The following is a 26,925-nucleotide window of genomic DNA, read 5'->3' as shown; positions in this document are numbered from 1 at the left end:
GTCTGTTCGTCGAGGAGCGGCACCCACCGTCCGGTGACCGCTCCCGCGAATCACCGATGCGCTCTACCGCGATTCGCGCCGACGCGGCCTAAACTCAATGGACTACCATCGCGCCGGTAAACGGCGCTCGAGGTATTCCATGCGCGAATTGCCAGAGGTGCCGCGCGTAAAGCGCTTCGCCGCCAACACCGCCGGCCGAGACATCGCCGTCGGCGACATTCACGGCCATTTCACCCGGTTGCAGGTAGCGCTGGAGGCGGCCCGATTCAACCCGATGGTCGACCGCTTGTTCAGCGTGGGCGATCTGATCGACCGCGGCCCCGAGTGCCCGGATGCACTCGATTGGCTGGACAAGCCATGGTTCCACCCCGTGTGTGGAAACCATGACGACTACGTGGTTCATTTCGATACGTGCGACGTCGACAGCTGGATCTTCAACGGCGGCTTATGGTTTACGAAGCTGTCGCTGTCGGAGCGCCAACAGTTCGCCGCGAAATTTTCCGGGCTACCGATCGCCATCGAGGTCGAAACAGCACAAGGCCTGATCGGCATCGTGCACGCCGACTGCCCTTTCCCTTCATGGGAACAGCTGCGCAAGGAACTGCAATTCCCTGAATCCGAACAGCGCCTGAGGCAGGTGCAGAACCGCATCATGTGGTCGCGAAGCCGTATCGATCTGCTGGAGAGCCATGGTGTTGAAGGCCTGCGTGCGCTAATCGTGGGGCACACACCGCTGCAGCAGCCCATCAGATTGGGCAACGTGATTCATATCGACACCGCAGGCTGGAGGCCGGCGCTTGGGTACTTCACCCTTTTGAATCTTGCAACGCTCGAAACCGTCTGAGCTGCACGGCACTTAAATAAGTGCCTGTCGCCGACACCCTCTGCCGACAGCCGACAAACCCGCGGATTTTATTTTCTTACTCTCCCCTTGGCCCGACGCTCATCCCTGGTCGTCGGCCCAGTCAGTCCTACCACTGCCCCGCCATAGGCTCTAGCCGAGCGGACTATGGATCGGGTTTCAGGAGAATAAAAATAATGAATCCGGGTTTCACATCATCAACCAACCACTTGCTCGAACTCGTCACGGCTGGACAGCACCGCGTCCCAGGCGTAGTCGCCGCAATCACCGGGCGCGCCGGTTTGCTCTACGAGGGAGCCTCAGGGCTACGCATGTCCGGTCAACCAGGCGCCATGACGACCGACACCGTGTTCGCCATGTTCTCCACGACCAAAGCGATAACCGCCACGGCAGTGCTTCAGTTGGTCGAAGAAGGCCGACTCGATCTCGACGCGCCTGCCAAAGACTATGTGCCGATGATCGGCGAACTGCAGGTGCTCGACGGGTTTGATGCCGACGGCACGCCACGGCTTCGCGCCCCCAAAAAACACATCACCACCCGAATGCTGCTGCTTCACACGGCAGGCCTTGGTTATGAATTCTTCAACGAAAACTACAACAGACTGGTCCAGGAACATGGCCAGCCCAGCATCATCAGCGGGTCGCTGGCGGCGCTGAAAACACCGTTGCTGTTTGAGCCTGGCGAACAGTGGGAATACGGCTCCAACATGGATTGGGCCGGTCTTGTGGTGGAGGCCATCACCGGCAAGCGCCTGGGTGAAGTCATGCGCCAGCGGATTTTCGAGCCTCTGGGCATGACCGATACCGGCTTTACCCTGACCCCGTCGATGCTCGAGCGACGGGCCGGCATGCACCAGCGTGAAGAGAATGGATCGCTGACGGCAATCGAAGGCTCCATCCTCCCGCAGGAACCCGAAGTGCACATGGGCGGCCATGGCCTGTTTTCGACAGTGAAGGATTACTGCCTGTTTATCCGCGCCTGGCTTAACGACGGACAGGGTGATCACGGGCGGATCCTGAAGCCTGAGACGGTTCGTTACGCTGAAAAAAACGGCCTTGAAAACCTGAAAATCAAAGCCCTTCCCGGCGTAATTCCGAGCATCTCCAACACCGCGGAGTTTTTCCCGGGCATGCCCAAGTCTTGGGCGTTGAGCTTCATGGTCAACGAACACGACGCCCCCACCGGTCGCCCTGCCGGCTCTTTGGCGTGGGCTGGCCTGGCCAATCTTTACTATTGGATCGACCGCAAAAACGGCATCGGTGGTTTTTGGGCCACCCAGATATTGCCCTTCGCAGACCCTGTTTCGTCCAGCGCTTATCTGGATTTCGAAACGTGCGCCTATCGCTATCTGAGCCACCGCCAGTAGCTGACCCGATTCAAGTCGCATGAGAGCCCGCCCGGGCTCCAGGCGATGGTGCAAGAACACCGTCCCCTCTCTGAAAACAACAAGAACAAAACAGGTGACCCATGGAGATCTCCACACGTACCCCTGCGCGCGCTCGATTCATGGCCTGCGGGTTTGACACGTCAACAATCGGTGCCGGCCTCGTCCTCGCCACTCTGGCGGGCAATGCCCAGGCCATCGATGTCGACGCCGGCGAATACGCTGCTGCGCTGCCCGCCGGCAGCAACATCGGCTTGCTTTACCTGCAACATGCGCAGCGGCGCGAGCTTTACAGTGATGGTCACAAAGTTGCAGTCAAGGCGGGGCTCGACTCGGATGTCGGCATCGTGCGCGTCGCGAATTACCAGCAATTGGGCGACTACACCATCAATACGCAGTTCCTGTTGCCGTTCGGTCGACTGGAAGGAACGCGCGATAACGACGCGTTGGGACAAGCCAATGGCGTGGGTGATCTGATTCTGGCCTCCACCTTGTGGCTGGTGAATGATCCGGCGAAGAACCGTTACTGGGGCATTGCGCCCTACCTCATCGCGCCGACCGGCAACTATGACCGTAACGATCCGCTCAACCTGGGGGAAAACCGTTGGAGGATGATCGTGCAGACGGGCTATGTGACTGGCCTCACTGAGAAGCTGTCCCTGGACCTCACCGCCGATGTGACCGTTTATGGCAAAAATGACGACTACACCAGTCAAGGCCTGACATTGCGTCAAAAGCCGCAATGGCAAGCCCAGACTTACCTGAGGTACGCCGTGACACCCAAGCTGTCGGTGCACGTCGGTGCGTCGCAACTGTGGGGCGGAGAAACGCGCCTGGACGGTCAGGGTCAGCACGATGAACCCAACACCAGCAAGTACCGTGTCGGGGGATCGTACTGGCTAACCCCTACCTTCCAGGCCTTGGTCAATTACGGCCAGGACGTCTCGGTCGACAACGGTTTCAAGGAAAACCAGCGGGTTAACCTGCGTCTGTTGTGGGTGTTCTGACCCGCAGCAAATAGCTGGAATCCTGGGCACCGAGCGCGGATCACACGCCACTCTCGGTGCCCTTGTCACGCGTCAAATCACTAGCGCAGTCGGCGCCGCAAGGTTTGCGAGGGCAACTCGCTGAAACGCTTGCGATAGCTCCCCGCAAATTCACCCAGGTTCAGATAACCCCAGCGAAAGGCGATGACCGAAACGGTGGTGCCGGAATCCGGATCCGTCGCCAATAAATCGCGCTGCGCCCCCAGCAGCCGCTGTTCGCGCAAAAAGGCGCCGGGCGTCATTCCGCGAAAGCGTGAGAAGGCCCCACTCAATGCCCGCACACTGGTCCCGACCGCGCTGGCCACCTCTGCCATCGTCGGCAGGCTCGCGGCATTGGCACTCATGAACTCTTCGGCAGCCCTGACATAACGGGGTGCGATGCGGTTCATCGGGCTACTGAAATCCAGCCCTGCTTGCGCCGCGCGACGGGCCCACTCTTGCAGCAAATGAACGCAAAGATTGTGCTCCAGGTGCGCCCCCATCCGCCCTTCAGCCATCTGTTCGGGAGCCTCGGCAACACAACGGACCGTGTACTCCAGCAAGCTCAGCCAGCTCGAACCCACGCCGCCGATGACGCACTTGTGTCGCCAGAACTGATCGTCAGGCACGAACCCGAACCACTGCTGTGCCATCTGTTCCAGAACCCCATGAGGAATGGTCAGATTCAACTGCAGGTGATCCGCGTCGAGGTCGATCCGGTAGTCGACACGACTGCAATCGGCAATGAAGGATTGACCCACTGCCGTGTCTTCAGTGACCGAACGTTGCCCCCAGTGCCGGGCATTGCCGCGCAGGGTCGTGAGCAGTAATGCATTGCCGGCTTGCGGTGAAAACTCATCGACGCTCACCGCCACGCCATAGGCAAAACGCGTCAGCGTCAACTCGCCAATCCTGGATGAATGCATGGTCGCGCGGGGCTTGTTGACGCGCCCTGTGGGGGTCACGCGATAGGGCATATAAACCCGATCCGACCAGTCGCGAATCTCATCCCATTCGGTTGAAAAATTTTTGTGGTGCTGGCGTATCGGCTTGCCACTGACATCGATTAACAACGCATGATCGAGAAGCATGAAGACACCTGTTTTTATTTTTTTTAGGGTCGGGTTAATGCGTTTCCGGGCCGGAACAGAGCGCAAGCTCAGGGTGTCGACAGGTAAGCCATCACCTTCGACTCGCCCATCAGCAGCGGTTGGTTGAGCTCCGCACACGCGCGCAGGTAGTCGGCCACCAAGGTGATCCGCTTGAGCTTGCGCAGGTCCTCGCTGTAGTACATCCAGAACTGGCGAGTGACCTCCACCTGATCCGGCAGCACTTCGCACAGGCGCGGGTCGGGGCCGGCGAGGAAACAGGGCAGGATGGCCAGCGCACGTCCTTCCAGCGCTGCGTGGTACTGGGAAACGACACTGGTGCTGCGCAAGCGGCTGTGCGCGCCAGGCAGCAGGTCGTTCAGGTAGAGCAGTTTGAAGCTGAAGGCCAGGTCCTCGACATAGGTCACGAACGGGTGACCGGCCAAATCCTCACGACTGGCAATCGGCGGATGATCGGCCAGGTATTGCGGTGTCGCATACAAACGCAGGCGGTAGTCACACAGCCGCGAGCACACGTATGGACCGCGCTCGGGTCGCTCCAGAGTGATGGCGATGTCCGCTTCGCGCCGCGACAGGTTGACGAAGTGCGGGACCGGCAGGATGTCCACCGAGATATGCGGGTAGTGAGTGATGAAGTGGCTCATTTGCGCAGTGACGAAGCAGGAACCGAAGGCTTCGGTACAGCCGATGCGCAGATGCCCGGCGAGCCCTCCGGTGGTTCCGGAAACCTGCTCGCAGGCTGCCAGCAACGTGCTTTCCAGAGACTCGGCATGGCCGACCAGACGCTGCCCATCCACCGTCAGGACGAAACCCGAGGTCCGGGATTTCTCGAACAACAAGGCACCCAGACTGTGTTCGAGGGCGCGGATGCGTCGCGACACCGTGGTGTAGTCCACTCCCAGGCGGCGGGCGGCACCGCTGGCGGTGCGGGCACGGGCGACTTCGAGAAAGAAGCGCATGTCGTCCCAATTCAAATGAGTTTGCGTTGTGCGTTTTTGCATATTCATCAGGCTTTTCTGCCCATACATATTGGAAATTTGCCAACATATACTCGCATTCAACCCAGCTTGACCAGCATCGTTTTCAAGCCAGAAAAGCCCTCCAAAATAATCAGGGCTGACGGGATAAGTGCACGGTTTAACACCGGCTTGCATGCCGTAGATACGCGGCTGCACGTCAGCAAAATCAAGGCACGCCGAGGGTCCGCGCGACAGCACGCAGACCTCCGGCACCACCCATGGGCCATCCACTTTTTTCCCGCCTGCGCAGGATCAACCGGGCGGCAATGACTCCAGCACCAGCATTCAGGTGGCGTCCCTTTTCGGAGCGTCGCCCGGGTACCCGTACGCCCCTAAAAAGGCCGACAAACAAAAACAATTAAATGCGGAGCCTCACCATGACGACCGACCATCCGAACCATGCCCTGACTTGCGACCAGGTCAGGGCCAATCCCAAGTTCCAGCGCCTCACTCGCCAGCGCGCACTGTTGGCCTGGTCACTGAGCGGCGCGGTCCTGACCGTCTATTACAGCTACATCATGGTCGTGGCCTTCGCCCCTGCCTGGTTGCGTCTGCCGCTGTACGACGGCAGCCATCTGAGCCTCGGCATGCCGATCGGCGCGACGATAATCCTGCTGTCCTGGCTGCTGACCGCCTGGTACGTGTACACCGCCAACACCCGCTTCGACGCGCTCAGCGCGCAGATCCTCCAGGAGACTCGCGCATGAAACGCCTGACCGCCCTGCTCGCCCTTTGCCCTCTGCTGGCCAACGCCGACACCCTCATCGCAGAGAAGCAACCGCTCAACGTGCATGCCATCGGCATGTTCTTCGTCTTCGTCCTTGCCACGTTGCTGATCACTTGGTGGGCGTCTCGCCGCACGCGTTCCGCTGCCGACTTCTACAGCGCCGGTGGCGGTATCACCGGTTTTCAGAATGGCCTGGCAATCGCCGGTGACTACATGTCGGCGGCCACGTTGCTCGGCCTTTCCAGCCTGGTGTTCACCAAGGGCTATGACGGATTCATCTACATCATCGGCTTCTTCGTCGGCTGGCCCATCGTCACCTTCCTGATGGCTGAGCGCCTGCGCAACTTGGGCCGCTACACCTTCGCCGACATCGTCTCCTTGCGCCTGGATCAAACCCGCGTGCGCAGCTTCGCCGCCCTCGGCTCGCTGACAGTAGTGTGTTGTTACCTGGTGGTGCAGATGGTCGGTGCCGGCCAGTTGATCAAGTTGCTGTTCGGCCTCGACTACCGCACGGCGGTGGTGGTGGTCGGTCTGCTGATGCTGGTCTACGTGATCTTCGGCGGCATGCTCGCCACCACCTGGGTGCAGATCACCAAGGCAGTTCTGCTGCTGGGCGGCGGCACCACCCTGATGCTGATGGCATTGAGTCGCTTCGGCTTCAGCTTCGAGACACTGGCTGCCCAAGCGGTGGCGGTACACGCCAGCGGCGTGCAGATCATGGGCCCGGGCACCTTGCTCGCCGACCCGATCAACGCGGTATCGCTGTCCCTCGGACTGGTCTTCGGCATCGCCGGACTGCCACACATCCTGATGCGCTTCTTCACCGTGCCCAATGCCAAGGAGGCGCGTAAATCGGTGCTGTTCGCCACGGTGTTTATCGGATTTTTCTTCCTCGTAGTTTGCATTCTGGGCTACACCGCCATCGTCATCGTCGGCACAGACCCTCAGTACTATGTCGACGGCAAGGTCGGCGGCGCCATGATCGGCGGCGGAAACATGGTGGCGATGCACTTGGCTAAAGCGGTGGGCGGCAACCTGTTTCTCGGCTTCCTCTCCGCCGTGGCCTTCGCCACCATCCTTGCCGTGGTGTCCGGGCTGGCCCTGGCCGGCGCCTCGGCCATCTCTCACGACCTTTATGCTTCGGTGCTGAAAAAGGGCAAGGCCGACGAGAAGCAGGAAATGCGTGTGTCGCGCATCGCCACTGTCTGCCTGGGCATTGTCGCGATTTCCCTCGGCATTCTGTTCGAGGGCCAGAACATCGCGTTCCTGGTCGGCCTGACGTTCGGCATTGCGGCCTCTGCAAATTTCCCGGTGCTGATCATGGCCATGTATTGGGATGGCCTGACCACCCGAGGCGCCGTTTACGGCGGCCTGACGGGACTGATCAGCGCGCTGGGCCTGGTCGTCGGCTCGCCGTCGGTGTGGGTCGGCGTATTGGGCCATGCCCACGCGATTTTCCCGTACGACCAGCCGGCGCTGTTCTCCATGCCGCTGGCCTTCCTGGTCATCGTGGTCGCGTCCAAGCTGGACCGCAGCGAGCGCGCCAACCGAGAGCGCGCGGCTTATGCCGATCAGTTCGTCCGTGCCCAGACAGGCCTGGGCGCTGCCATGGCCAGCAGTCACTAACGCTCCAGCTTTACGGGGTCTGTGCCCCGAGCGCGAGTTCGCCCCTTAGCACCGCGCTTTTTTACTCTCGCCCAGCGCCGCCCCGCGCTGGGCACGCTCAACAAGCCTTCCCTCCACTGGCCCCGGTCAGTGCGGGATCGGCTTGCTCGTAAAAACACTGACCCATAACAACAAGAGACACGCCATGAAACCCAGCCTTTTCACCCTGTTCCTGGCAGGCACCAGCCTGGCCACCCAAGCCCATGCGGACTTCCTCGCAGACAGCAAGGCCAGCCTGGAACTGCGCAACTTCTACTTCAACCGGGATTATCGCCAGGCCAACGCCCCTCAATCGAAACAAGAGGAATGGGCCCAGGGTTTCCTGCTGCGCTATGAATCGGGCTTCACCGACGGTTTGATCGGCGTCGGTTTCGATGCCATCGGACTGGTCGGCGTCAAGCTCGACTCCAGCCCTGATCGCGCAGGTTCCGGCTTGCTCAAACGCCATCGCGACACGAGCAAAGGTGCGCAGGACGAGTACGGCGAACTGGGCCTGACCGCCAAACTGCGCGCCTCAAAAAGCACGCTGAAACTCGGCACGCTGCTGCCGAAACTGCCGACCGTGCTGGCCAACGATTCACGGCTGTTGCCACAAACCTTCAAGGGCGGTCAGTTGACGTCGCTGGAACTTGAAGGCCTGACCATGGACGCCGGGCGCCTGACCCAGGTCAATCAGCGCGACTCCTCGGATTACGAGGACATGGGCATCACCCGCACCGGCGCCAAGGGCATTACGACGCGTCATCTCGGTAGCGACAGCTTTGATTTCGCCAGCCTCAACTACAAATGGACCAGCAACCTCGCCACCGGCTACAGCTACGGTCACCTCGACAATTTCTACAGCCAGCACCTGGTCAACCTGACCTACGTATTGCCGGTGACCACGGGCCAGTCGTTGAAGACCGACCTGCGTTATGCCCGGTCCACGGACGATGGCGGCAGCAATGTCGATAACAACGCCATCGGCGCGATGTTCACCTACAACCTCGGCGGGCATGCGTTCGGGCTGGGTTATCAAAGCATGAGCGGCGACACCGGCTACGCCTACGTCAACGGCACCGACGCCTTCCTGGTGAACTTCGTGCAGATCGGCGACTTCGCCAGCAAGGACGAAAAGTCCTGGCAGGCGCGCTACGACTACAACTTTGCCGCCATCGGCGTACCGGGCCTGACCTTCATGACGCGCTACCTCACCGGCGACAACATCGATCTGGGCGCCAACCGCCCGGAAGGCAAGGAATGGGAACGCGACACCGACATTGGCTATGTCGTGCAGAGCGGACCGCTGAAAAATGTCGGGTTGAAGTGGCGCAACGCGACGGTGCGCTCGACCAACTTCGGCAGCGACCTTGATGAAAACCGCTTGATCGTTAGCTACACCCTGCCGCTCTGGTAAATCCCCTGTAAAGCCGGGGCCGCTCGTATCCCCTGACGGTGCGAGTGGCACCCATCCATCCCTTCACACCTATGATTTTTTTGCACAACGCACCGGTTTTTATGAGCATTTTTTATTGATTTTTGCATGCATATACTGGGCTCAAGCGCTTGGTCATGAACCGGGCCAGACCCAACAAAAACAAACAAGGGCATACACCGTGAAAACATCCCTGCTTGCCGCCGTCTCCCCGCTCTCTGGTACCTGCACGCGCCCCGTACGCGTTGCTCCCCGCAGCGAAGCCACCCTCGCCGCCTGAACCTCCCGTACCCGATACCGCGCCGATCGCCCCCGCGATCGATGGAGACTTTAATGAACAGCAACTGCCAACCCTTCCTCGCCGCTCGAGACTTCCTGCTGGCCCACCGTACCGATTACGCCACTGCCACGCGGGACTTCCGCTGGCCGCAGCTGAACGAGTTCAACTGGGCGCTGGATTACTTCGATGCGATGGCCGAAGGCAACCAGGCCAACGCCCTGTGGATCGTTGAAGAAGACGGCAGCGAACAGCGCTACAGCTTCGAGCAACTGGCCTTGCGCTCCAATCAGGTCGCCAACCATTTGCGCGCCCTTGGCGTGCGCCGTGGCGAACGCATCCTGTTGATGCTCGGCAACGACGTCGCCCTGTGGGAAACCATGCTGGCCGCCTTCAAGATCGGCGCCGTGGTCATTCCCGCTACCGCCCTGTTGACCCCGGATGACCTGAGCGACCGCATCGAGCGCGGCCAGGTTCGCCACCTCGTGGTCGGCGGCGCCCATGTCGACAAGTTCGTCGGCCTGGGTGAAGGCTGCAGCCGCATCTGCGTCGGTCCGGGCCCCGCCGACTGGACCCCGCACAGCGCCGCCAGCGAATACTCCGAGCAGTTCGAAGCCGAGGGTCGCACCTATGCCACTGACCCGATGCTGCTGTACTTCACCTCCGGCACCACCTCCAAACCGAAGATGGTGCTGCACAGTCACCAGAGCTACCCGGTCGGCCACCTGTCGACCATGTACTGGATCGGCCTGCAGCCGGGCGACCTGCACTTGAACATCTCGTCACCGGGCTGGGCCAAGCATGCGTGGAGCTGCCTCTTTGCACCGTGGAACGCCGGCGCCTGCATCTTCATCCACAACGTCGCGCGCTTCAGCGCCCCGGCCCTGCTCGGCGCACTGGAGCGCTACGGCGTCACCAGCCTGTGCGCCCCGCCCACCGTGTGGCGGATGCTGATCCAGGAGGACCTCGCCAGTTACAAAGAGCGCTTGAACCTGCGCGAACTGGTAGGCGCCGGTGAACCGCTGAACCCGGAGATCATCGAGCAGATCCTGCATGCCTGGGACTTGCCGTTGCGTGATGGTTTTGGCCAGTCGGAAACCACCGCGCTGGTCGGCAACACACCCGGCCAACTGCTCAAACCCGGCTCCATGGGCCGTCCGCTGCCGGGCTACCAAGTGACCATGCTTGACCCCGACGGAGTGCCGGGCAACGAGGGTGAAGTGGCCCTGCCACTGGACGTGCGTCCGCTTGGCCTGATGCTGTGCTACGAGGACAGCCCGGAAAAAACCGCCGAAGTGATGCGCGACGGTTTCTACCGCACCGGCGATACCGCGCAGATCGACGAGGATGGCTACGTCACCTTTGTCGGCCGCGCCGACGATGTGTTCAAGGCCTCCGACTACCGCATCAGTCCCTTCGAGCTGGAAAGCGCGCTGATCGAACACCCGGCGGTGATGGAAGTGGCCGTGGTGCCAAGCCCGGACCCGCTGCGCCTGGCCGTGCCCAAGGCGTTTTTGATCCTGGCTCACGACGAACCCGGAAGCGCCGAACTGGCCGGCCATATCCTCGCCTTCGCCCGCGAGCACCTGGCGCCTTACAAGCGAGTGCGCCGTATCGAGTTCGTCAGCGAACTGCCCAAGACCATCTCCGGAAAGATCCGCCGGGTGGAACTGCGACAGATGGAAGTGTTGCGCCGACAAAGTGATACACGCGGCCCGCAAGAGCACTTCGAAGAAGACTTCCCTCAGCTCAAGGGCTGAACCCCGGCCGGTTCGCCGGCCATTCTGAATTCACACGCGACCGCTCGGCCAAACAGGCCGAGGGGCCTCTCTCGACTCAAAGAAAGTAGACAGGACCCGAAAATGACCTCCTCCAGCATTCCTAGCGTCAAGCTTCTCATCAACGGCGAGTTCGTCGAATCACGCAGCACCCAGTGGCGCGACGTGGTCAACCCGGCCACTCAGGAAGTTCTGGCTCGCGTGCCCTTCGCCACCGCCGAGGAAATGGACGCCGCCGTGGCCAGCGCCAAGGAAGCCTTCAAGACCTGGCGCAAGACGCCGATTGGCGCCCGCTCCCGGATCTTCTTCAAGTACCAGCAGCTGATCCGCGAGAACATCAAGGAACTGGCCGCCCTGCTCACAGCTGAACAGGGCAAGACCCTGCCGGATGCCGAAGGTGATGTGTTCCGCGGCCTGGAAGTGGTCGAGCACGCCGCTTCCATCGGCAACCTGCAGATGGGTGAGTTGGCCAACAACGTCGCCAATGGTGTCGACACCTATACCTTGATGCAGCCACTGGGCGTGTGCGCCGGCATCACCCCGTTCAACTTCCCGGCGATGATCCCGTTGTGGATGTTCCCGATGGCCATCGCCACCGGCAACACCTTCATCCTCAAGCCGTCCGAGCAAGATCCGCTGGTGACCATGCGCCTGGTCGAACTGGCGCTGGAAGCCGGTGTACCCAAGGGCGTGCTTAACGTCATCCACGGCGGCGTCGACGCGGTGAACCTGATTTGTGATCACCCGGACATCAAAGCCGTGTCCTTCGTCGGTTCGACCAAAGTCGGCACCCATGTCTACAACCGCGCCACCCAGAACGGCAAACGCGCCCAGTGCATGATGGGCGCGAAGAACCACGCCATCGTCCTGCCTGATGCCAACAAGCAGCAGACATTGAATAACCTGCTGGGCGCCTCGTTCGGCGCTGCCGGCCAACGCTGCATGGCCCTGCCGGTGGTGATCCTGGTGGGTGAAGCGCAGACCTGGCTGCCGGACCTGATCGAGCGGACCAAAACCCTCAAGATCAATGGCGGCACCGAACCGGGCACCGACATCGGCCCGGTGATCTCCTGCGCGGCGCTGGATCGCGTCAACAGCCTGATCGCCAGCGGCATCGAAGAAGGCGCCACGCTGGTACTGGATGGCCGCAACCCAAGCGTGCCGGGCTACCAGGACGGCAACTTCGTCGGCCCGACAATCTTCTCCAATGTCACCGCAAAAATGTCCGTGTACCGCGAAGAGATCTTCGGCCCGGTGCTGTGCGTCATGCATGCCGACAGCCTGAGCGAGGCCATCGAGATCATCAACGCCAACCCGAATGGCAACGGCACCGCGCTGTTCACCCGCTCCGGCGCTGCGGCCCGTCACTTCCAGGAAGAAATCGACGTCGGCCAGGTCGGGATCAACGTGCCGATCCCGGTACCGGTTCCGCTGTTCTCCTTCTCCGGTTCGCGCGCCTCCAAGCTCGGCGATCTGGGCCCTTACGGCAAGCAAGTGGTGACCTTCTACACCCAGACCAAAACGGTCACCCAGCGCTGGTTCGACGAGGATGACACCGGCGGCTCGGTGAACACCACCATCACCCTGAAATGATCTCTGCCGGCCGGCGCCCAGCGTCGGCCGGCCGGGACTTGAACGGTGCATTCGCAGACATAACGGGTCGACGCGCAACAGCGCCTCCCCTCTCGCAAAAGGTAGTCAACATGCATATCGGATTTCTCGGCCTGGGCAACATGGGCGGCCCAATGGCGCGCAACCTGCTCAAGGCTGGCCACAGCCTGACCGTCTTCGATCCTTTCCCGCAGGCGGTCGCCGCCCTGGTCGAGGCCGGCGCCAGCGCCGCTGACTCGCCCGCCGCCGTGGCCAAGGCCGGGGTCGAGGTGATCGTCACCATGCTGCCAACCGCCGACCACGTGAAGCAGGTCTATCGCGGCAAGGACGGCTTGCTGGCCAACATCGGCCAAGGCGTGCTGTTGATCGACAGTTCGACCATCGACCCGATCAGTGCCCGCGAAGTCGCAAAATTCGCCCTGGCCCAAGGCAACCCGATGCTCGACGCACCGGTCTCCGGCGGCACCGGCGGCGCCACGGCTGGCACCCTGACCTTTATGGTCGGCGGCCCGGTCAGTGTGTACGACCAGGCCCTGCCGGTCCTCTCGGCCATGGGGCGCAACATCGTGCACTGCGGCGGCGCAGGCAACGGCCAGGTGGCCAAGATCGCCAACAACATGCTGCTCGGCATCTCCATGGTCGGCGTCGCCGAGTCCATGGCCCTGGGGGTGGCCCTGGGCATGGACGCCAAGGTGCTGGCCGGTGTCATCGGCACCTCCACAGGTCGCTGCTGGAGTTCGGAGATCAACAATCCGTTCCCGGGCGTGCTGGAAAATGCCCCGGCCTCGCGTGGATACACTGGCGGCTTCGGCACCGACCTGATGCTCAAGGACCTCGGTCTCGCCACCGAAGCCGCCAAACATGCGCGTCAGCCAGTGGTGCTCGGTGCCGCCGCCCAGCAGCTCTACCAGACTTTCAGCCTGCAAGGTAATGGCGGTCTGGACTTCTCCGCGATCATCAAACTGTTCCGTGGGGAAGCGTAAGCATGAGCGAGCAGCAAGCCCCGGTGCTGGCCAGTGTGCGTAACCGCATCGGCCACCTGACGTTGAATCGACCCGGTGCGTTGAACACCCTGGACCTGCCCATGGTGACACTGCTGTGCCGGCACCTGTGGGTGTGGGAACAGGACCCGGAGATTGTCGCCGTGACCCTTCGCGGCGCCGGGGAGAAAGCCTTCTGCGCCGGCGGCGACATCCGCATGCTGTACGACAGTCACAAGGCCGGGGACAACCTGCACGAGCTGTTCCTCGAAGAAGAGTACTCCCTTGACGAGTACCTGCATGGCTACTCCAAACCGGTGCTGGCGCTGCTGGATGGTTTCGTCCTCGGCGGCGGCATGGGGCTGGCACAGGCTGCTTCGCTGAGGGTGATCACAGAGCGCACGCGGATGGGCATGCCGGAAGTCGGCATCGGCTTTTTTCCCGATGTCGGCGGCAGTTATTTTCTGCCGCGCCTTCCGGGTGAGCTGGGTCTCTATCTGGGGGTCACAGGCTGCCAGGTCCGTGCCGCCGATGCGCTTTATGCCAACCTCGCCGACTACTGTCTGCCCAGCGAGCGGTTGGCCGAACTGGATGCCGCCCTGGATCACTTGAACTGGACCGGTGCGCCCGAGGAAGACTTGCAAGACCTGCTCGCCGGCCTGGCCACCGAGCGAATTGCCGGATCGGAACTCAAGGCTTATCGCCAAGTGATCGATGAGTATTTCTCGTTGCCTGATGTGCCGGCGATTCGCAACGCGCTGCAGCGCGAGCAGCGTCCCGAGCTGCGCGACTGGGCCGAACAGACGGTCGCGCTGCTCGACAGCCGCTCCCCGCTGGCAATGGCCACCACACTGGAGCTGTTGCGTCGCGGTCGATACCTGAGCCTGGCCGACTGTTTTGCCCTGGAGTTGCACCTGGACTACCAGTGGTTCGACAAGGGAGACCTGATGGAGGGCGTCCGCGCCCTGATCATCGACAAGGACAAGACCCCACGCTGGAACCCGCCAACCCTGGCGGAACTGGTACCGGCGCGGGTGCAGGCTTTCTTCAGAGAATTTCGCCCAGCCTCTGGCACTCCCCTTCGCACCGCCTGATCGGCAGGAGACTCGCAATGCACGATATCGAATTGACCGAAGAACAACGCATGATCCGCGACATGGCACGTGACTTCGCCCACAGTGAAGTCGGCCCGCATGCCCAGGCTTGGGAAAAAGCCGGCTGGATCGATGACGCCGTCGTGGCGCAGATGGGTGAACTGGGCCTGCTGGGCATGGTGGTGCCGGACACATGGGGCGGCAGTTACACCGACTACGTCGCCTACGCCCTGGCCGTGGAAGAAATCTCGGCCGGCGACGGTGCGCTCGGCGCCTTGATGAGCATCCACAATTCAGTGGGCTGTGGCCCCTTGCTGAAATATGGCAGCCCGTCCCAGCAAGACCGCTGGTTGCCGCTTCTGGCCAGCGGTCAGGCCATCGGCTGTTTCTGCCTGACCGAACCACAGGCCGGTACCGAAGCCCACAACCTGCGTACCCGCGCCGAGTTGCGCGACGGCCAGTGGGTGCTCAACGGAGCCAAGCAGTTCGTCAGTAATGGCAGGCGCGCCAAGCTGGCCATCGTCTTCGCCGTGACCGATCCGGAGCTGGGCAAGAAGGGTCTGTCGGCCTTCCTGGTGCCGACCGACAACCCCGGATTCGTGGTCGATCGCAGCGAACACAAGATGGGGATCAAGGCGTCCGATACCTGCGCGGTGACCCTGAACAACTGCACCATTCCCGAGGACCATCTGCTGGGTGAACGCGGTAAAGGCCTGGCCATTGCCCTGTCCAATCTGGAAGGCGGTCGCATTGGCATCGCCGCCCAGGCCCTGGGCATCGCCCGCGCCGCCTTCGAGGCCGCGCTGGGGTATGCCCGCGAACGCATCCAGTTCGGCAAGCCGATCATCGAACACCAGAGCGTGTCCAACCTGCTCGCCGATATGCACACCCGGCTCAACGCTACCCGCCTGTTGGTGTTGCATGCCGCACGCCTGAAAAGTGCCGGGAAATCGTGCCTGTCAGAAGCCTCGCAGGCCAAGCTGTTCGCCTCGGAAATGGCCGAGCGCGTCTGCTCCAGCGCGATGCAGATCCATGGCGGCTACGGCTATCTGGAGGACTACCCGGTGGAGCGTTACTACCGTGATGCACGCATCACCCAGATCTACGAAGGCACCAGCGAGGTGCAGCGCCTGCTGATTGCCCGCGAGCTGGCCCACTACGCGCTCTGAGCCCCTGGCCGGACGCGCCCTGCGTCCGGCTGCTCCCTCTTTCGCCCCCTCCTGGAGTTGCCCATGCTCGGCCTGCGTAATATTCCCATCAGCCGCCGGCTGTGGTTGATCCTGCTGATGTCCATCCTGATGCTGCTGATTCTCGCCGGCCTGATGCTCAAGCAGAGCTATGACGACCTCTATGCCGCCAAGGCGCTGAAAACCCGCCACGTGGTCGAGACCGCCAGCGGCGTCCTGCGCCATTTCCAAGACCTGGAAGACCACGGTCTCAGCCGTGAGCAGGCGCAACAACAGGCCAGCGCGGTCATACGCGACCTGCGCTACGACCGCGAGGACTACTTCTGGATCGAAGACCTCGACACCCGCATGGTCATGCACCCCAATGCCAAGCTTCAGGACAAGCGCATGGCGGGCACCCTCGACCCGGATGGCAAGGCCTTGTTCGACGAGATGGTTGCCGTGGCCGTACGCGACGGTTCTGGCCTGGTGCGCTACCGCTGGCCCAAGCCGGGTTCCGACGCGCCGGTGGAAAAGGTCTCCTACGTCGAACTGTTCAAGCCTTGGGGCTGGATCGTCGGCTCGGGCATCTACATCGACGACGTGCACGTCGAGTTCCGCCGCCAGCTGATACAGGCCTTCGTCATTCTGGTGATGATCGCCCTGCTGCTCAGCGCGCTGATCCTGCTGATTGCCCGCAGCATCGCCTCGCCACTGACGCAGGTGGTTGATGCCATGGAGAACATCGCCAGCGGCGACGCCGACCTGACCCGCAACCTGGACAGCCGCTGGCGCGACGAACTGACCGCCATGAGCGGCCACTTCAACGCGTTCACCAGCAAACTGCGCGGGGTGATCGGCCAGTCCATGCAGACCGCCGGCAGACTGGACAAGGCCTCGCAATCGCTCGGTGAGATTGCCAGCGACAGCCAACGCCACAGTCAGCAGCAGTCCCAACAGATGGAACTGGTGGCCGCCGCCATTCACGAGGTTTCCTACGCCGTGCAGGAAGTGGCGAAGAACGCCGAGCACGCCGCCAACGAAGTACGCCAGGCCGATGAGCAGGCACGCCAGGGCCAGCACAACATCGACAGCAGCCTGCGCCAGATCGACCAGTTGTCCGAGACCATCGGCCAGGCCGTCGAAGTGATCCAGAGCCTGGCCCAGGAAAGCACCCAGATCGGCAGCGTGCTGGAAGTGATCCGCGCCATCGCCGAGCAGACCAACTTGCTGGCGTTGAACGCCGCCATCGAGGCGGCGCGCGCAGGCGAGCAGGGTCGCGGCTTTGCCGTGGTGGCCGACGAAGTGCGCCTGTTGGCGCAACGCACCCAGCAATCCACCGCGCAGATCCAGGGCATGATCGAGCGCCTGCAGGGCAACTCGGAAGCGGCGGTCAATGTCATCAATGCCAGCAGCCAAGCCGCTCAACAAACCGTGGAACAAGCCCGCCAAACCGGTGAGAGCCTGCACCAGGTCATTGGCGCATTGCGCAACCTCACCGAACTCAACGCCTCGATCGCCAGTGCCACCCTCGAGCAGTCGCACGTGGTCGAGGACATCAACCAGAATGTCACCCGTGCAGCCTCGCTGGCCCACGAAAACGCCCAGGCCGCAGACCGCTCCAACGAGGCCAGCCAACAATTGGGTCAACTGGCCAGCCAGCTCAATAAGCTTTTGGGGCAGTTTCGCGTATGAGGTGGATCAACAACGATGGAGGCCTGATGTCATGAACCACGCCCAGCCGGTCACGCCCCGTTGCGCCAAGCCGAATTCCCTTTTGCCGGCGGCCATCGACTCGCGCTACCTGGAAACCCGTCAGAAGGCGCTTGAGTTGTTCGCCAATTGCGGTTTCAGCCGGGTCAGCATGCGCGACCTGGCCACTTATCTGGGGATTGCTGCCGGCTCCATTTACAACCACATCGAAAGCAAGGAAGCCCTGCTGTTCGAACTGATCGAGGAGCTCTACGAACAGTTGCTTCATGGCGCCAGCCTGGTGACTCGTCGCAAATCCGCACCCGACGTACGACTGCACGGCCTGCTTGAGGCGCACCTGCTGCTACATGAGCGAATGGGGGCGCATTTCCGTCTGGCGGAATACGACCTGCATTGCCTAAGCAGCGAACAGCACGCCTCGATCCTGAGTCTGCGCCGACGCTATGAGGAGCACCTGGTGGAAACGATTGAGCAGCTCACCGGCAAACCGGCCAGCGCCACCCGACGCGCCACCCTGAGCGGCATCGTGTCCCTGCTCAACCAACTGCCGGCCTGGGTCGGGGAACCCCAGGCAAGCGGCAGGGCACGTCGCAAGCTGCTGCATGAGATGGTGATGAGTACCCTTCAGGGCGCGTTGCAGGCGACTCATGCTTCAGGCGCTCGGCTGACGCGCTAAAAGGCCAGCAAGCCTATCGGCATCAGCGAAACACGCCCTGCCGAACGCTGATCGCCAAACCACTCGCCTGCAAAAAAAATAACCGTCAGGTTTCGATGTGGTTTTTTTGCGTCTACCTTTATCCGTCAGAACTCACCTCTGCATCCAAAGGCAAACAACTAACGACAAAAGTACATACGAATACATGTTCCCCCACTTAGAGGATCAGACATGCATCCATCCTTTCTGCAGCGCATCGACGAACTCTGCGCCCTGCTCGGCCCGTCCAGCGCAACCCGCATCGAATTCTTCCGGCGCTGTAACCGACTGAAGTCGCGCCGTGGTGTTCGCTTTCAGGTGGTGACCAAGAAGCTCGGCATTTTCCATGTCGTCGAGCGATACACGGGCAAGACGTGGGCCTTGCGCTCCAGTTACCGGGAGGCCATGGAATTCGCCATTTACCTCGAGGAAAAGTCCAACCGGCGCAAGGAAGGCGTACGGCGCATGGCGAGCTGATGCCGCATCGGTGAGACGCGGTCATCGCAGAGCGTAAAACCCGTCTCTAAAAGACTACTGTCAGCCGTGAGCCTGCTTTTCTACGGGAGGCAAAAGTTCATGCGACTTTAAGCGCGAGGGTCGATCGTCGTCCGTCCGCCATGAGCTGCAGATACGCTTGCCATTTTTTGAACGCTTGTTGCTGTCGGTTGGAGGCTTCCTGCCACCGAGATCCACCGATGAGTTCGACCGGGATAGACATCATCTGTTCGGTCGCAGCATCAAGCTCATCAACGAGCTTGCGCCCGTTCGGCATTTCGGAAATTAGAGATCGCATAGGAACCTGGTTTTTTTTGGGCTACTACATCGACTTGCTAACTGTTTGATCGTGCGCAGGTTCCGACGAACGGCTACTAAATTCCTTATCTGTGCTGCGCGCGGCATGAAACATCGCCGCCCGCGCCTTGGTTGGCGTATTCGTTGACCAGGGGAGTCCTTATTAAAACTCCCTCAACCACTTCCCTGATCTGATCCAACAAATAATGAAACCGCCGGCCATGGGTCTATCCTGAATACACAGCAGGAGGGTGCAATCATGTGCGGACGCCTTTCCCAGTACCGTGGCATTCACGACTTTGTCGCGGCCCTCAGCATCCCCAACGCCCTGCTCAACTATGTCGGCGATCCGCCTTTGGAGCGCTATAACGCGGCACCGACCACGCAGCTCGCGCTCTTTCACCGCGATGGTGAATACCTGCGTGCTGACAGTGTGCGTTGGGGCTGGCGCCCACACTGGGCCAAAGACCGGGCCCCGCCGATCAATGCCCGGGTGGAAAAGGTCGCCCATGGCCCCTTCTTCAAAGCCATCTGGCCGCACCGGGCGATTCTCGCGATCGACAACTGGTTTGAGTGGGTTTACGAAGGCGGCCCGAAAAAACAGCCCTACCTGATCCGTCACCGCGACCACACGCCGATTCTCTGTGCAGCGATCGGCCAATACCCCATCGGCGAGCATGAGCCCAGCGAGCATGACGGCTTTGTGATCATCACCGCCGACAGTGCCGGCGGCATGGTGGACATTCATGATCGACGGCCGGTGGTACTCGCACCAGAGCTGGCCGGCGAATGGCTGGACCCCGCCACACCCAAGGAGCGGGCCGAGCAGATGGTGCTTTTGCAGGGTGAGCCGGCTGAGGCGTTTGAATGGTTTCAGGTAGATCGCGCGGTGGGCAACGTTCGCAATCAAGGGCCGGAGCTTATTGTGCCAACCAGCAAGATCAGCGGCGGCGACTACAAGGGTAACGGTTAAGCCTGGCCCCTGCCTTAAAGAGCCCAGCGCGATGGCTGGGCTCTGTTTATCTTCTGTGTTCCATCATCTTGTCCGCGAGAACGGTCGCCCTTTCGACCAATAGGTTCTGCCTGTCCTCGTGACTCGAATTCGGACCGCCGATAACCGGTGCAGTCAGGTTGCTTTCCGCAATCAATGCAGCACAAAAGTATTGATCCCAGACGGCTCTGTTCTCTGCAGCCTGAGTGCTCATTTGGACCGCTTGCATAGGCGCCTCCTGTTGATGAGGTTGCGCACCTATTTTACGCCTGAACTGCAAACAACCCTCGACACTACGGACAGTCGGCAGGCATGCGCGCCAGCGCAGTTTCTTTAGAATCGCAGGCCTGCGGTGACCAGCGCCGCATTGAATCCGAGCAATACCAGCTCGGTGGTTACAGGCCCGTAATGAACCCCCAATGACGGAATGATCACGGGTGCAACACCGAAGTGATTGAGCGGTATTTTGTCTTTGTATTTGCCGTGATAGCCCTCGACGGCACCGCCGGTCAACTTCATGTAAACCGGGTAGTCCGCGCTTTCGTAGCGCTTTCCGATGTAGGCGTAATAAGACCGCTGGCTGAACGAGTTGCGGAAGGTCGCCCCGCCAAACAACCAGCCGGAGGGTTCGTTCCGCTCCAGCCCGATCAAGTCCTGATTGTTATTGTGGTCAGGGTCCGGCGTGTAGTGCCGGGTATAGACGCTTGTTTGCAGTTGCCAGAATCCCTGGTTCTTTTCAGACGCGTCGTCCTGAGCCAGTGCATGGACACACGGGGCCATCAGCAGAAAACCGCAGATCCATGGTTTTTTCATCGGTAGCCCCTGAGAGGCAATCGGGCTCACGCCGGAAGGCGTGCCCGATTTTAGGCGTGCATTGAGTTGGAAACGTTAGTCTAGTCGGTAAAAAAGGAACATCCGAAACGCTCGTCCCAGCCGCCATGAGCCCATCGAAGGCGAGTATTGAACCGTCATGTGCTGGAGGGGGATTGTGGCGTATCAGGATTGAGTTGCTGACGCCGAAATTGCCCTGGAGGCTGGCCGTGGATCTGGCGGAAGCGTCGTGAAAAATAGGCTTCGTCGGCGAAGCCGCACAACCTCGCCACCTCCCCCACTGGCCGCGTTCCATTGAGTAAATAATTGCGCGCCGCGTGCATCCGGCGTTCGAGAACCAGTTCGGTGAACGTCTTGCCGATTTCCTTGCGTAACCAGTGCGTGAGGTAAGTCGGCGAAAGGTAGGTCGCAGCGGCGACCTTGATCAGGTTGAGATCGGGGTCGGCGATGTTCTTGCGCAAATACTCCGACATCCTGCTCAGGGCGTCGCGTCGGCTGACTTCGGCGGCGTTCTCTTCGGCCAGCCGTTTCAATGGCTCTGCGTACAAGGCGCAGACACTTCCAATCAATTGCAGCAGCAAACCCTTGAGCATCTCGCGGGTGCCGAACTGACGGTTTCCGTCGAGCACGCGCATCTGTTCGATCAACCCACAGACCTTGCTGAAATCTTCATCGGCCAGAATGAAATCCAGATGTTCCTGAAAGCGGAACGGCGACAACTCCGGCGCCAGGAGAATCGAGACTTCCTCCAGATCCATCGGATCGCACTGCAAGTGCGGCAGCAGAAAGGTCTGGGAAAAATTGATCACCATGAAGTTGCTGTCAGCCGGATGCGGAATCACGTGCACGCGATGCGGCAGGATGAAGGCCAGGGTGTTGCGTGGAAACGGACGCTCGACGTTGCCGATGTGCTGCTCGGTATCGCCCCCCAGGTTGACCTGGATCTGGAAATACTCGTGGCGATGCGGACTGGTTTCGGCGAGCCGGCCCTTTTTGTCGCGAATGTAAAAGTCCGTCAATTCGCTACGTTGCTGCATGACGTAAGTGGGTACTCGATTCGATGACGACATCGCCTGAGGCTCCTCGACAGGTACATGGGCAGGTTGTCGTCGCGCCGCGGAACAGGCGGCGACGTCGCTGATTGTGTCGGCCGCGACGGCCAAATTCAATGCGTCATAGGATGACATCAAAAATCAGAGAATTAATTGTATTCGTGTGTGCTCCGTCGTCTGTCCAAAAAAATGAGCCAGATCAATATTATTTAATCTTTTATAAACAATAACTTATCAAACGTTTTCGACAAAATTACGGAAATAAGCCGATTTGATTTTTCTTGGACACCTGCACTAATCGCTGTTTTCAGGAGAAAAAACGATCTAACGCCTTCGTTGATTTTGCGAGGTTGTACGACCACTCTGACAGCCAATGCAGCCCGACCCTTCCAAAAACAATCACAAGGTGCGCACGCAATGAACCTGTTTCTTTCCCACGCCAACCCTCCCCCGACCGAGCCTGTCCGAAGGCGTATCTGAGCGCCTGACAGCGTCTGTTCGCGCCTCTCATTCAAGTAGCGATGCTCTGCCCCGACACCGGGGGCATCGGTTTCGGCTGCGCGCGAACAACTGGATTCCTCTAACAATAAAAAGGTCTACTCATGTCGAACTCGCACACCTCCCCGTCCACCGCGCCGTCGGTGAGCACCGGCGCCCGGGACGCCCTGTTGCCTCAGCGGCTACCGACACGTCGGCGCTGGTTCATGCTGTCGTTGCTGCTGATTGCGACCATCATCAACTACATCGACCGCGTAAACATCTCGATTGCCGCACCGTTCATGGCCAAGGATCTGGGGCTGGACAAGATCGAGATGGGCCTGATTTTTTCCGCGTTTGCCTGGACCTACGCACTCGCCCTGGTCCCCGCCGGGTTCATTGCCGATCGCTTCGGTTCCCGGGTCACCTACGGGGTATCGCTGATCAGTTGGTCGGCCGTCACCGTGTGCCAAGGCTTTGCCACAGGATTCGCTTCGCTGTTTGGGCTGCGCCTGGCGGTCGGAGCCATGGAAGCTCCAGCGTTTCCTGCCAACAGCCGAGCTGTGACGGTGTGGTTCCCGGCCCGCGAACGTGGCCTGGCCAGCAGCATTTACGTGTGTGGCCAATACCTGGGCACGGCCCTGTTTACCGGCGCGCTGTTATGGCTGGCGACGACCTATGACTGGCGCCACGTTTTCTACAGCACCGGGATACTTGGCATTGTGTTCGGTGTGATCTGGCTCTACGTGTACCGCGATCCACTGAGCTGCAAGAACGTCAGCGAGGAAGAGCTGAAGTACATCGAAGCCGGCGGTGGACTGGTCAAGAGCAGTCAGGAGCGCACGCGGTTCAACTGGAGGCAGATCACCGAGCTGTTCAGCTATCGGCAGATCTGGGCGATTTGCATCGGCAAGTTCGCCAGCACCTCGGCGTTGTACTTCTTCCTGACCTGGTTCCCGACGTACCTGATCGAAGAACGCAAGCTGACCATGATCAAGGCCGGGATCTTCGCGGTGCTGCCGTTCGTGGGAGCGACGGTCGGCATTCTGCTCGCAGGCATCATCTCCGACTTGCTGATACGCCGTGGTTACTCAATGTCCTTCGCTCGCAAGTTGCCCTTGGTGGTCGGATCGATGCTGGGGATGTCGATTGTGCTGGTGAATTTCACCGACTCGAACGTGATCTGCATTGCCGTGCTGACCATTGCCTTCTTCGCCCAGGGAATCGCTTCGTCGTCGTGGGCGGCCGTATCGGAAGTCGCGCCCAAGGAACTGATCGGCCTGACCGGCGGGGTCACCAGCCTGGCCGCCAACATCGGAGGGATCGTCACCCCGATTGTGATTGGCGGCATCGTCCACGCGACCGGCTCGTTTGCTTACGCCTTCTGGTTCATCGGTGGCGTGGCGCTGATGGGGACCTTGTCCTATTCGTTGCTGCTCGGTCGCTTGTACCGCATCGAACTCAAGGTGCGCTGAGCCAAGACAGCGTTTTTCTCCAACACGAGGCGGCATTCGTCCAACTTCACAAAAGATTGCCGCCGTACGCTGATGCTTCTAACAGGACACCTGAAAAATGACCATGACCGAGTATGTGTTTACCCCGGATCTGCCCGTGACCGTGCCGGTTGCTGGCAGCCAGCAGCGCTTTCCCGTTGGCCGGGTATTTTGCGTCGGCCGCAACTACCCTTGGCCAGATACCCAAGGCCAGTCCCGTCAGCCGCCCGTGTTCTTCATGAAACCGGCGAGCAACGTGGTGGAGGCGACGGGGGAAGTGATCTTCCCGCCGTTGACCGAAGAGTTTGCCCACGAAATCGAATTGGTCGTGGCCATTGGCGAGGGTGGCGCCAATATTCCTGAGAGTCAGGCATTGGCCTATGTCTGGGGCTATGCAGCCGGTCTTGATCTGACCCGTCGCGATGTCCAGCGCTCGGCCAAAAGCAATGGTTTGCCGTGGGAAGGCGCCAAGGTATTCGACGGCGCCGCGCCAATGACCGCCATCGTCCCGATGACTCGCGCGGGTCACCCTGACGGCGAGTTGTGGCTGAACGTCAATGGCCAAGAGCGCCAGCGCGACAGCCTCGACAGTCAGATCTGGTCAGTCAGTGAAATCATCAGCCGCATCTCGCAATCGGTCGCGCTGCGAGCCGGCGACCTGATCATGACCGGCAGCCCGGCAGGCGTCGATGTGCTGCAACCCGGCGACATCATCAACGCCGGGATCGACGGCATCGGCCAACTGGAAATGCGCGTCGGCCAGCGACCTTGAGCCCGGCACACACCCTCGTGAATTGAATAGGAGATAACCACATGAACCGTCCTTTGAAAGTGGCGCTGGTCACTGGTGCCGGTAGCGGAATCGGCCGCGCCGTGGCCCTGGGCCTGATGGCCGACGGGTTCACCCTGGTCTTGGCCGGACGCCGGCCAGAACCCCTGCAGGCATTGGTCGACCTGGCGAGCAGCGAGGGACACGAAGCCTTGGCGGTCCCCACTGACGTGCGCGATCCGGCCAGTGTCGATGCGCTGTTTGCAACCATCGCCGAGGTCTACGGACGCCTCGATGTGGTGTTCAACAACGCCGGGGTCAACGCCCCTGCCGTGCCGCTGGATGAACTGACGTTCGAGCAGTGGCGAAACGTGATCGACACCAACCTCAACGGGGTTTTCCTCTGCGCCCGTGGTGCCTTCGCATTGATGCGCCGGCAACAGCCACAGGGCGGACGCATCATCAACAACGGCTCGATCTCGGCGCATACCCCACGCCCGTTCAGCAGCGCCTACACCGCAAGCAAACACGCGGTGCTGGGACTGACCAAATCCCTGGCCCTGGACGGGCGCGAATTCAACATCGCCTGCAGCCAGATCGACATCGGCAACGCCTTGACCGAAATGTCGGTGCGCATGACCAAAGGCGTGCGCCAGGCCAACGGCACCATCGCGGTGGAGCCGATGGTGGACGTCAAGCATGTGGCCGATGCCGTGCGCTACATCGCCGGTCTGCCGCTGGAGGCGAACGTCCTGAACATGACCGTCATGGCCAGTGCCATGCCGTTTGCCGGTCGCGGTTGAACCGGCTTTTTTATTCCGTTACGCGAGGTTTACATGAAACCAGAAGTCTTGCAGCTTAGCCCGATCCTGATCCCTGAAATCAACACTCGGCTTGATGAGTTGTTCACCGTCAGACGTTACTTCCAGCAGGCCGACAAGCAGGCTTATTTGCAGGAACACGGCGCGAACATTCGCGGGGTGATCACCGGCGGGCATACCGGGATCAGCCAGGCGCTGATGGCGCAGTTGCCGAAACTGCAAGTGGTGGCGGTCAATGGCGTCGGCACCGATGCGGTGGACCTGGCTTACGCCAGGGATCGTGGGATCCGCGTCACCGCGACCATCGGCGCGCTGACCGAAGATGTCGCCGACCTGGCCATCGGCTTGCTGATTGCCGTGTGTCGCGGGCTTTGCACCAGCGATCGTTACGTGCGTTCGGGACAATGGCCGCACAGCGCGACACCATTGGCGCCCTTGCCTTTGGCGCGTCAGGTATCAGGCATGCGAATCGGCATCGTCGGCATGGGCCGGGTCGGGCGTGCCGTGGCAACCCGCGCCGCCGCCTTCGGCTGCCCGATCAGCTACACCGATCTGCAGCCCATGAGCGATGTGAGCCACACGTTCTTCGCCGATCTGAAACAGTTGGCCAGCAACAGTGACGCGCTCATTCTCGCCGCCGCGGCCGACAAGACTGAAGCCATTATCAATGCCGAGGTGCTGCAGGCGTTGGGCAAAGGTGGGTATCTGATCAACGTGGCCCGGGGCAAGCTCGTCAACGAGGCGGACCTGGTATCTGCACTGGCGGCCGGCGAGATTGCAGGTGCGGCGCTGGATGTGTTTGTCGATGAGCCGAACGTGCCGCAGGCGCTGTTTGGTAACGAGAACGTGGTGCTGCAACCCCATCGCGCGAGTGCGACGCTGCAGACTCGCACGCGGATGGGCGAGATGGTGGTGGCAAGTCTGGTGGACAGTTTTGCCGGGAAGATACCGCAGGGTTGTGTGACTGACTGAAGGTTGGCTACCGAGGGTAATGCTGTTCGCTGAAGACAGTTTTGGGGTTGCGGGTTGGGGGTTGGGTGCATATCCGTTTTTGCGGTAACGGCTGCTGTTGGTTCCGCCCTGACGGCGGGTCACTTTCGAAAAGCGCGAAAGTAACCAAAGCGCTTTGCCCCTGACGTTCGGTGCCTCGCCTAGGCTCGGCATGCCCTCGCTCCGGTCC

General features: G+C 61.0%; 24 protein-coding genes and 1 pseudogene. 20 read left to right on the top strand and 5 right to left on the bottom strand.

Annotated elements, in window-relative coordinates:
- Positions 1 to 139 precede the first annotated feature (139 nt).
- The 3 genes from QRN31_RS16820 to QRN31_RS16810 all read left to right on the top strand — a co-directional run bounded on the left by QRN31_RS16820 (position 140) and on the right by QRN31_RS16810 (position 3,254).
- Positions 140 to 844, top strand: coding sequence for a metallophosphoesterase (locus QRN31_RS16820; protein WP_285433236.1), 705 nt, complete (start codon positions 140 to 142; stop codon positions 842 to 844).
- A gap of 194 nt (positions 845 to 1,038) precedes the next feature.
- The gene (gene acmB, locus QRN31_RS16815; RefSeq protein WP_285433235.1) at positions 1,039 to 2,229 is read left to right on the top strand and encodes a methyl acetate hydrolase AcmB; all 1,191 of its coding nucleotides are present in this window, start codon (positions 1,039 to 1,041) and stop codon (positions 2,227 to 2,229) included.
- 101 nt (positions 2,230 to 2,330) lie between these two features.
- Positions 2,331 to 3,254, top strand: coding sequence for a transporter (locus QRN31_RS16810; protein ID WP_285433233.1), 924 nt, complete (start codon positions 2,331 to 2,333; stop codon positions 3,252 to 3,254).
- Between the two features lie 80 nt (positions 3,255 to 3,334).
- Here the strand turns inward: QRN31_RS16810 and QRN31_RS16805 are convergent, their stop codons facing one another.
- Together QRN31_RS16805 and QRN31_RS16800 are read right to left on the bottom strand one after the other, a co-directional pair.
- On the bottom strand, positions 3,335 to 4,363 hold the full coding sequence (locus tag QRN31_RS16805; protein ID WP_285433231.1) for an AraC family transcriptional regulator: 1,029 nt from the start codon (positions 4,361 to 4,363) through the stop codon (positions 3,335 to 3,337).
- Between the two features lie 68 nt (positions 4,364 to 4,431).
- Entirely contained in the window at positions 4,432 to 5,382 is a 951-nt protein-coding gene (locus QRN31_RS16800; RefSeq protein ID WP_285433294.1) for a LysR family transcriptional regulator, read from the bottom strand.
- A gap of 395 nt (positions 5,383 to 5,777) precedes the next feature.
- Between QRN31_RS16800 and QRN31_RS16795 the strand changes: the two genes are divergently transcribed.
- The 13 genes and pseudogenes from QRN31_RS16795 to QRN31_RS16740 all read left to right on the top strand — a co-directional run bounded on the left by QRN31_RS16795 (position 5,778) and on the right by QRN31_RS16740 (position 20,284).
- Entirely contained in the window at positions 5,778 to 6,107 is a 330-nt protein-coding gene (locus QRN31_RS16795) for a DUF485 domain-containing protein (RefSeq protein ID WP_259150004.1), read from the top strand.
- A complete protein-coding gene (locus QRN31_RS16790; RefSeq protein WP_285433229.1) occupies positions 6,104 to 7,753 on the top strand; it encodes a cation acetate symporter in 1,650 nt (549 codons plus the stop codon). Before QRN31_RS16795 ends, QRN31_RS16790 begins: the two co-directional genes overlap by 4 nt.
- Before the next feature lie 184 nt (positions 7,754 to 7,937).
- Complete coding sequence (locus tag QRN31_RS16785; RefSeq protein ID WP_285433227.1) at positions 7,938 to 9,188, top strand: OprD family porin; 1,251 nt, start codon at positions 7,938 to 7,940, stop codon at positions 9,186 to 9,188.
- 351 nt (positions 9,189 to 9,539) lie between these two features.
- Positions 9,540 to 11,243: an AMP-binding protein gene (locus tag QRN31_RS16780; protein ID WP_285433225.1), complete on the top strand. Its 1,704-nt coding sequence runs from the start codon at positions 9,540 to 9,542 to the stop codon at positions 11,241 to 11,243.
- 102 nt (positions 11,244 to 11,345) lie between these two features.
- Positions 11,346 to 12,854 (top strand): CoA-acylating methylmalonate-semialdehyde dehydrogenase, encoded by a 1,509-nt coding sequence (locus QRN31_RS16775; protein ID WP_285433224.1) that lies wholly within the window; start codon positions 11,346 to 11,348, stop codon positions 12,852 to 12,854.
- Positions 12,855 to 12,964: 110 nt separating this feature from the next.
- Complete coding sequence (gene mmsB, locus QRN31_RS16770; protein ID WP_285433222.1) at positions 12,965 to 13,855, top strand: 3-hydroxyisobutyrate dehydrogenase; 891 nt, start codon at positions 12,965 to 12,967, stop codon at positions 13,853 to 13,855.
- 2 nt (positions 13,856 to 13,857) lie between these two features.
- Complete coding sequence (locus tag QRN31_RS16765; RefSeq protein ID WP_285433220.1) at positions 13,858 to 14,946, top strand: enoyl-CoA hydratase/isomerase family protein; 1,089 nt, start codon at positions 13,858 to 13,860, stop codon at positions 14,944 to 14,946.
- A 17-nt stretch (positions 14,947 to 14,963) separates the two neighbouring features.
- Positions 14,964 to 16,115 carry an acyl-CoA dehydrogenase family protein gene (locus QRN31_RS16760; RefSeq protein WP_285433219.1) on the top strand — a complete coding sequence of 384 codons (1,152 nt, stop codon included), beginning with the start codon at positions 14,964 to 14,966 and terminating at the stop codon, positions 16,113 to 16,115.
- Positions 16,116 to 16,178: 63 nt separating this feature from the next.
- Positions 16,179 to 16,949 (top strand): annotated as a pseudogene (locus QRN31_RS31600) (cache domain-containing protein); the annotation flags it as partial.
- Entirely contained in the window at positions 16,923 to 17,807 is an 885-nt protein-coding gene (locus QRN31_RS31595) for a methyl-accepting chemotaxis protein (RefSeq protein ID WP_502942497.1), read from the top strand. The pseudogene QRN31_RS31600 and the gene QRN31_RS31595, both read left to right, overlap by 27 nt.
- 31 nt (positions 17,808 to 17,838) lie before the next feature.
- Positions 17,839 to 18,501, top strand: coding sequence for a TetR/AcrR family transcriptional regulator (locus tag QRN31_RS16750; RefSeq protein WP_285433217.1), 663 nt, complete (start codon positions 17,839 to 17,841; stop codon positions 18,499 to 18,501).
- Positions 18,502 to 18,711: 210 nt separating this feature from the next.
- Positions 18,712 to 18,996, top strand: coding sequence for a hypothetical protein (locus QRN31_RS16745; RefSeq protein ID WP_285433216.1), 285 nt, complete (start codon positions 18,712 to 18,714; stop codon positions 18,994 to 18,996).
- A 574-nt stretch (positions 18,997 to 19,570) separates the two neighbouring features.
- Positions 19,571 to 20,284 carry an SOS response-associated peptidase family protein gene (locus QRN31_RS16740; RefSeq protein ID WP_285433214.1) on the top strand — a complete coding sequence of 238 codons (714 nt, stop codon included), beginning with the start codon at positions 19,571 to 19,573 and terminating at the stop codon, positions 20,282 to 20,284.
- Between the two features lie 46 nt (positions 20,285 to 20,330).
- On the opposite strand, the gene QRN31_RS16735 is transcribed toward QRN31_RS16740, so the two are convergent.
- The 3 genes from QRN31_RS16735 to QRN31_RS16725 form a co-directional block, all read right to left on the bottom strand.
- Positions 20,331 to 20,531: a hypothetical protein gene (locus QRN31_RS16735; protein WP_222585827.1), complete on the bottom strand. Its 201-nt coding sequence runs from the start codon at positions 20,529 to 20,531 to the stop codon at positions 20,331 to 20,333.
- A gap of 104 nt (positions 20,532 to 20,635) precedes the next feature.
- A complete protein-coding gene (locus QRN31_RS16730; RefSeq protein WP_285433211.1) occupies positions 20,636 to 21,115 on the bottom strand; it encodes a sn-glycerol-3-phosphate transporter in 480 nt (159 codons plus the stop codon).
- 155 nt (positions 21,116 to 21,270) lie between these two features.
- Positions 21,271 to 22,203: a helix-turn-helix transcriptional regulator gene (locus QRN31_RS16725; RefSeq protein WP_285433209.1), complete on the bottom strand. Its 933-nt coding sequence runs from the start codon at positions 22,201 to 22,203 to the stop codon at positions 21,271 to 21,273.
- A 584-nt stretch (positions 22,204 to 22,787) separates the two neighbouring features.
- On the opposite strand from QRN31_RS16725, the gene QRN31_RS16720 reads away from it, so the two are divergent.
- The 4 genes from QRN31_RS16720 (at position 22,788) to QRN31_RS16705 (ending at position 26,717) form a co-directional block, all read left to right on the top strand.
- Positions 22,788 to 24,137 (top strand): MFS transporter, encoded by a 1,350-nt coding sequence (locus tag QRN31_RS16720; protein WP_285433207.1) that lies wholly within the window; start codon positions 22,788 to 22,790, stop codon positions 24,135 to 24,137.
- Between the two features lie 97 nt (positions 24,138 to 24,234).
- Complete coding sequence (locus tag QRN31_RS16715) at positions 24,235 to 24,927, top strand: fumarylacetoacetate hydrolase family protein (protein WP_285433206.1); 693 nt, start codon at positions 24,235 to 24,237, stop codon at positions 24,925 to 24,927.
- Between the two features lie 41 nt (positions 24,928 to 24,968).
- Positions 24,969 to 25,727 carry an SDR family oxidoreductase gene (locus tag QRN31_RS16710; protein ID WP_285433205.1) on the top strand — a complete coding sequence of 253 codons (759 nt, stop codon included), beginning with the start codon at positions 24,969 to 24,971 and terminating at the stop codon, positions 25,725 to 25,727.
- 33 nt (positions 25,728 to 25,760) lie between these two features.
- Positions 25,761 to 26,717, top strand: coding sequence for a 2-hydroxyacid dehydrogenase (locus tag QRN31_RS16705; RefSeq protein WP_285433203.1), 957 nt, complete (start codon positions 25,761 to 25,763; stop codon positions 26,715 to 26,717).
- The last annotated feature ends 208 nt before the right edge of the window (positions 26,718 to 26,925 follow it).

Source organism: Pseudomonas sp. fls2-241-R2A-110 (assembly GCF_030209165.1).
Lineage (GTDB): Bacteria > Pseudomonadota > Gammaproteobacteria > Pseudomonadales > Pseudomonadaceae > Aquipseudomonas.
The sequence above is the reverse complement of the archived record's forward strand: the minus strand, read 5'-3'. Positions and strand labels throughout refer to the sequence as shown.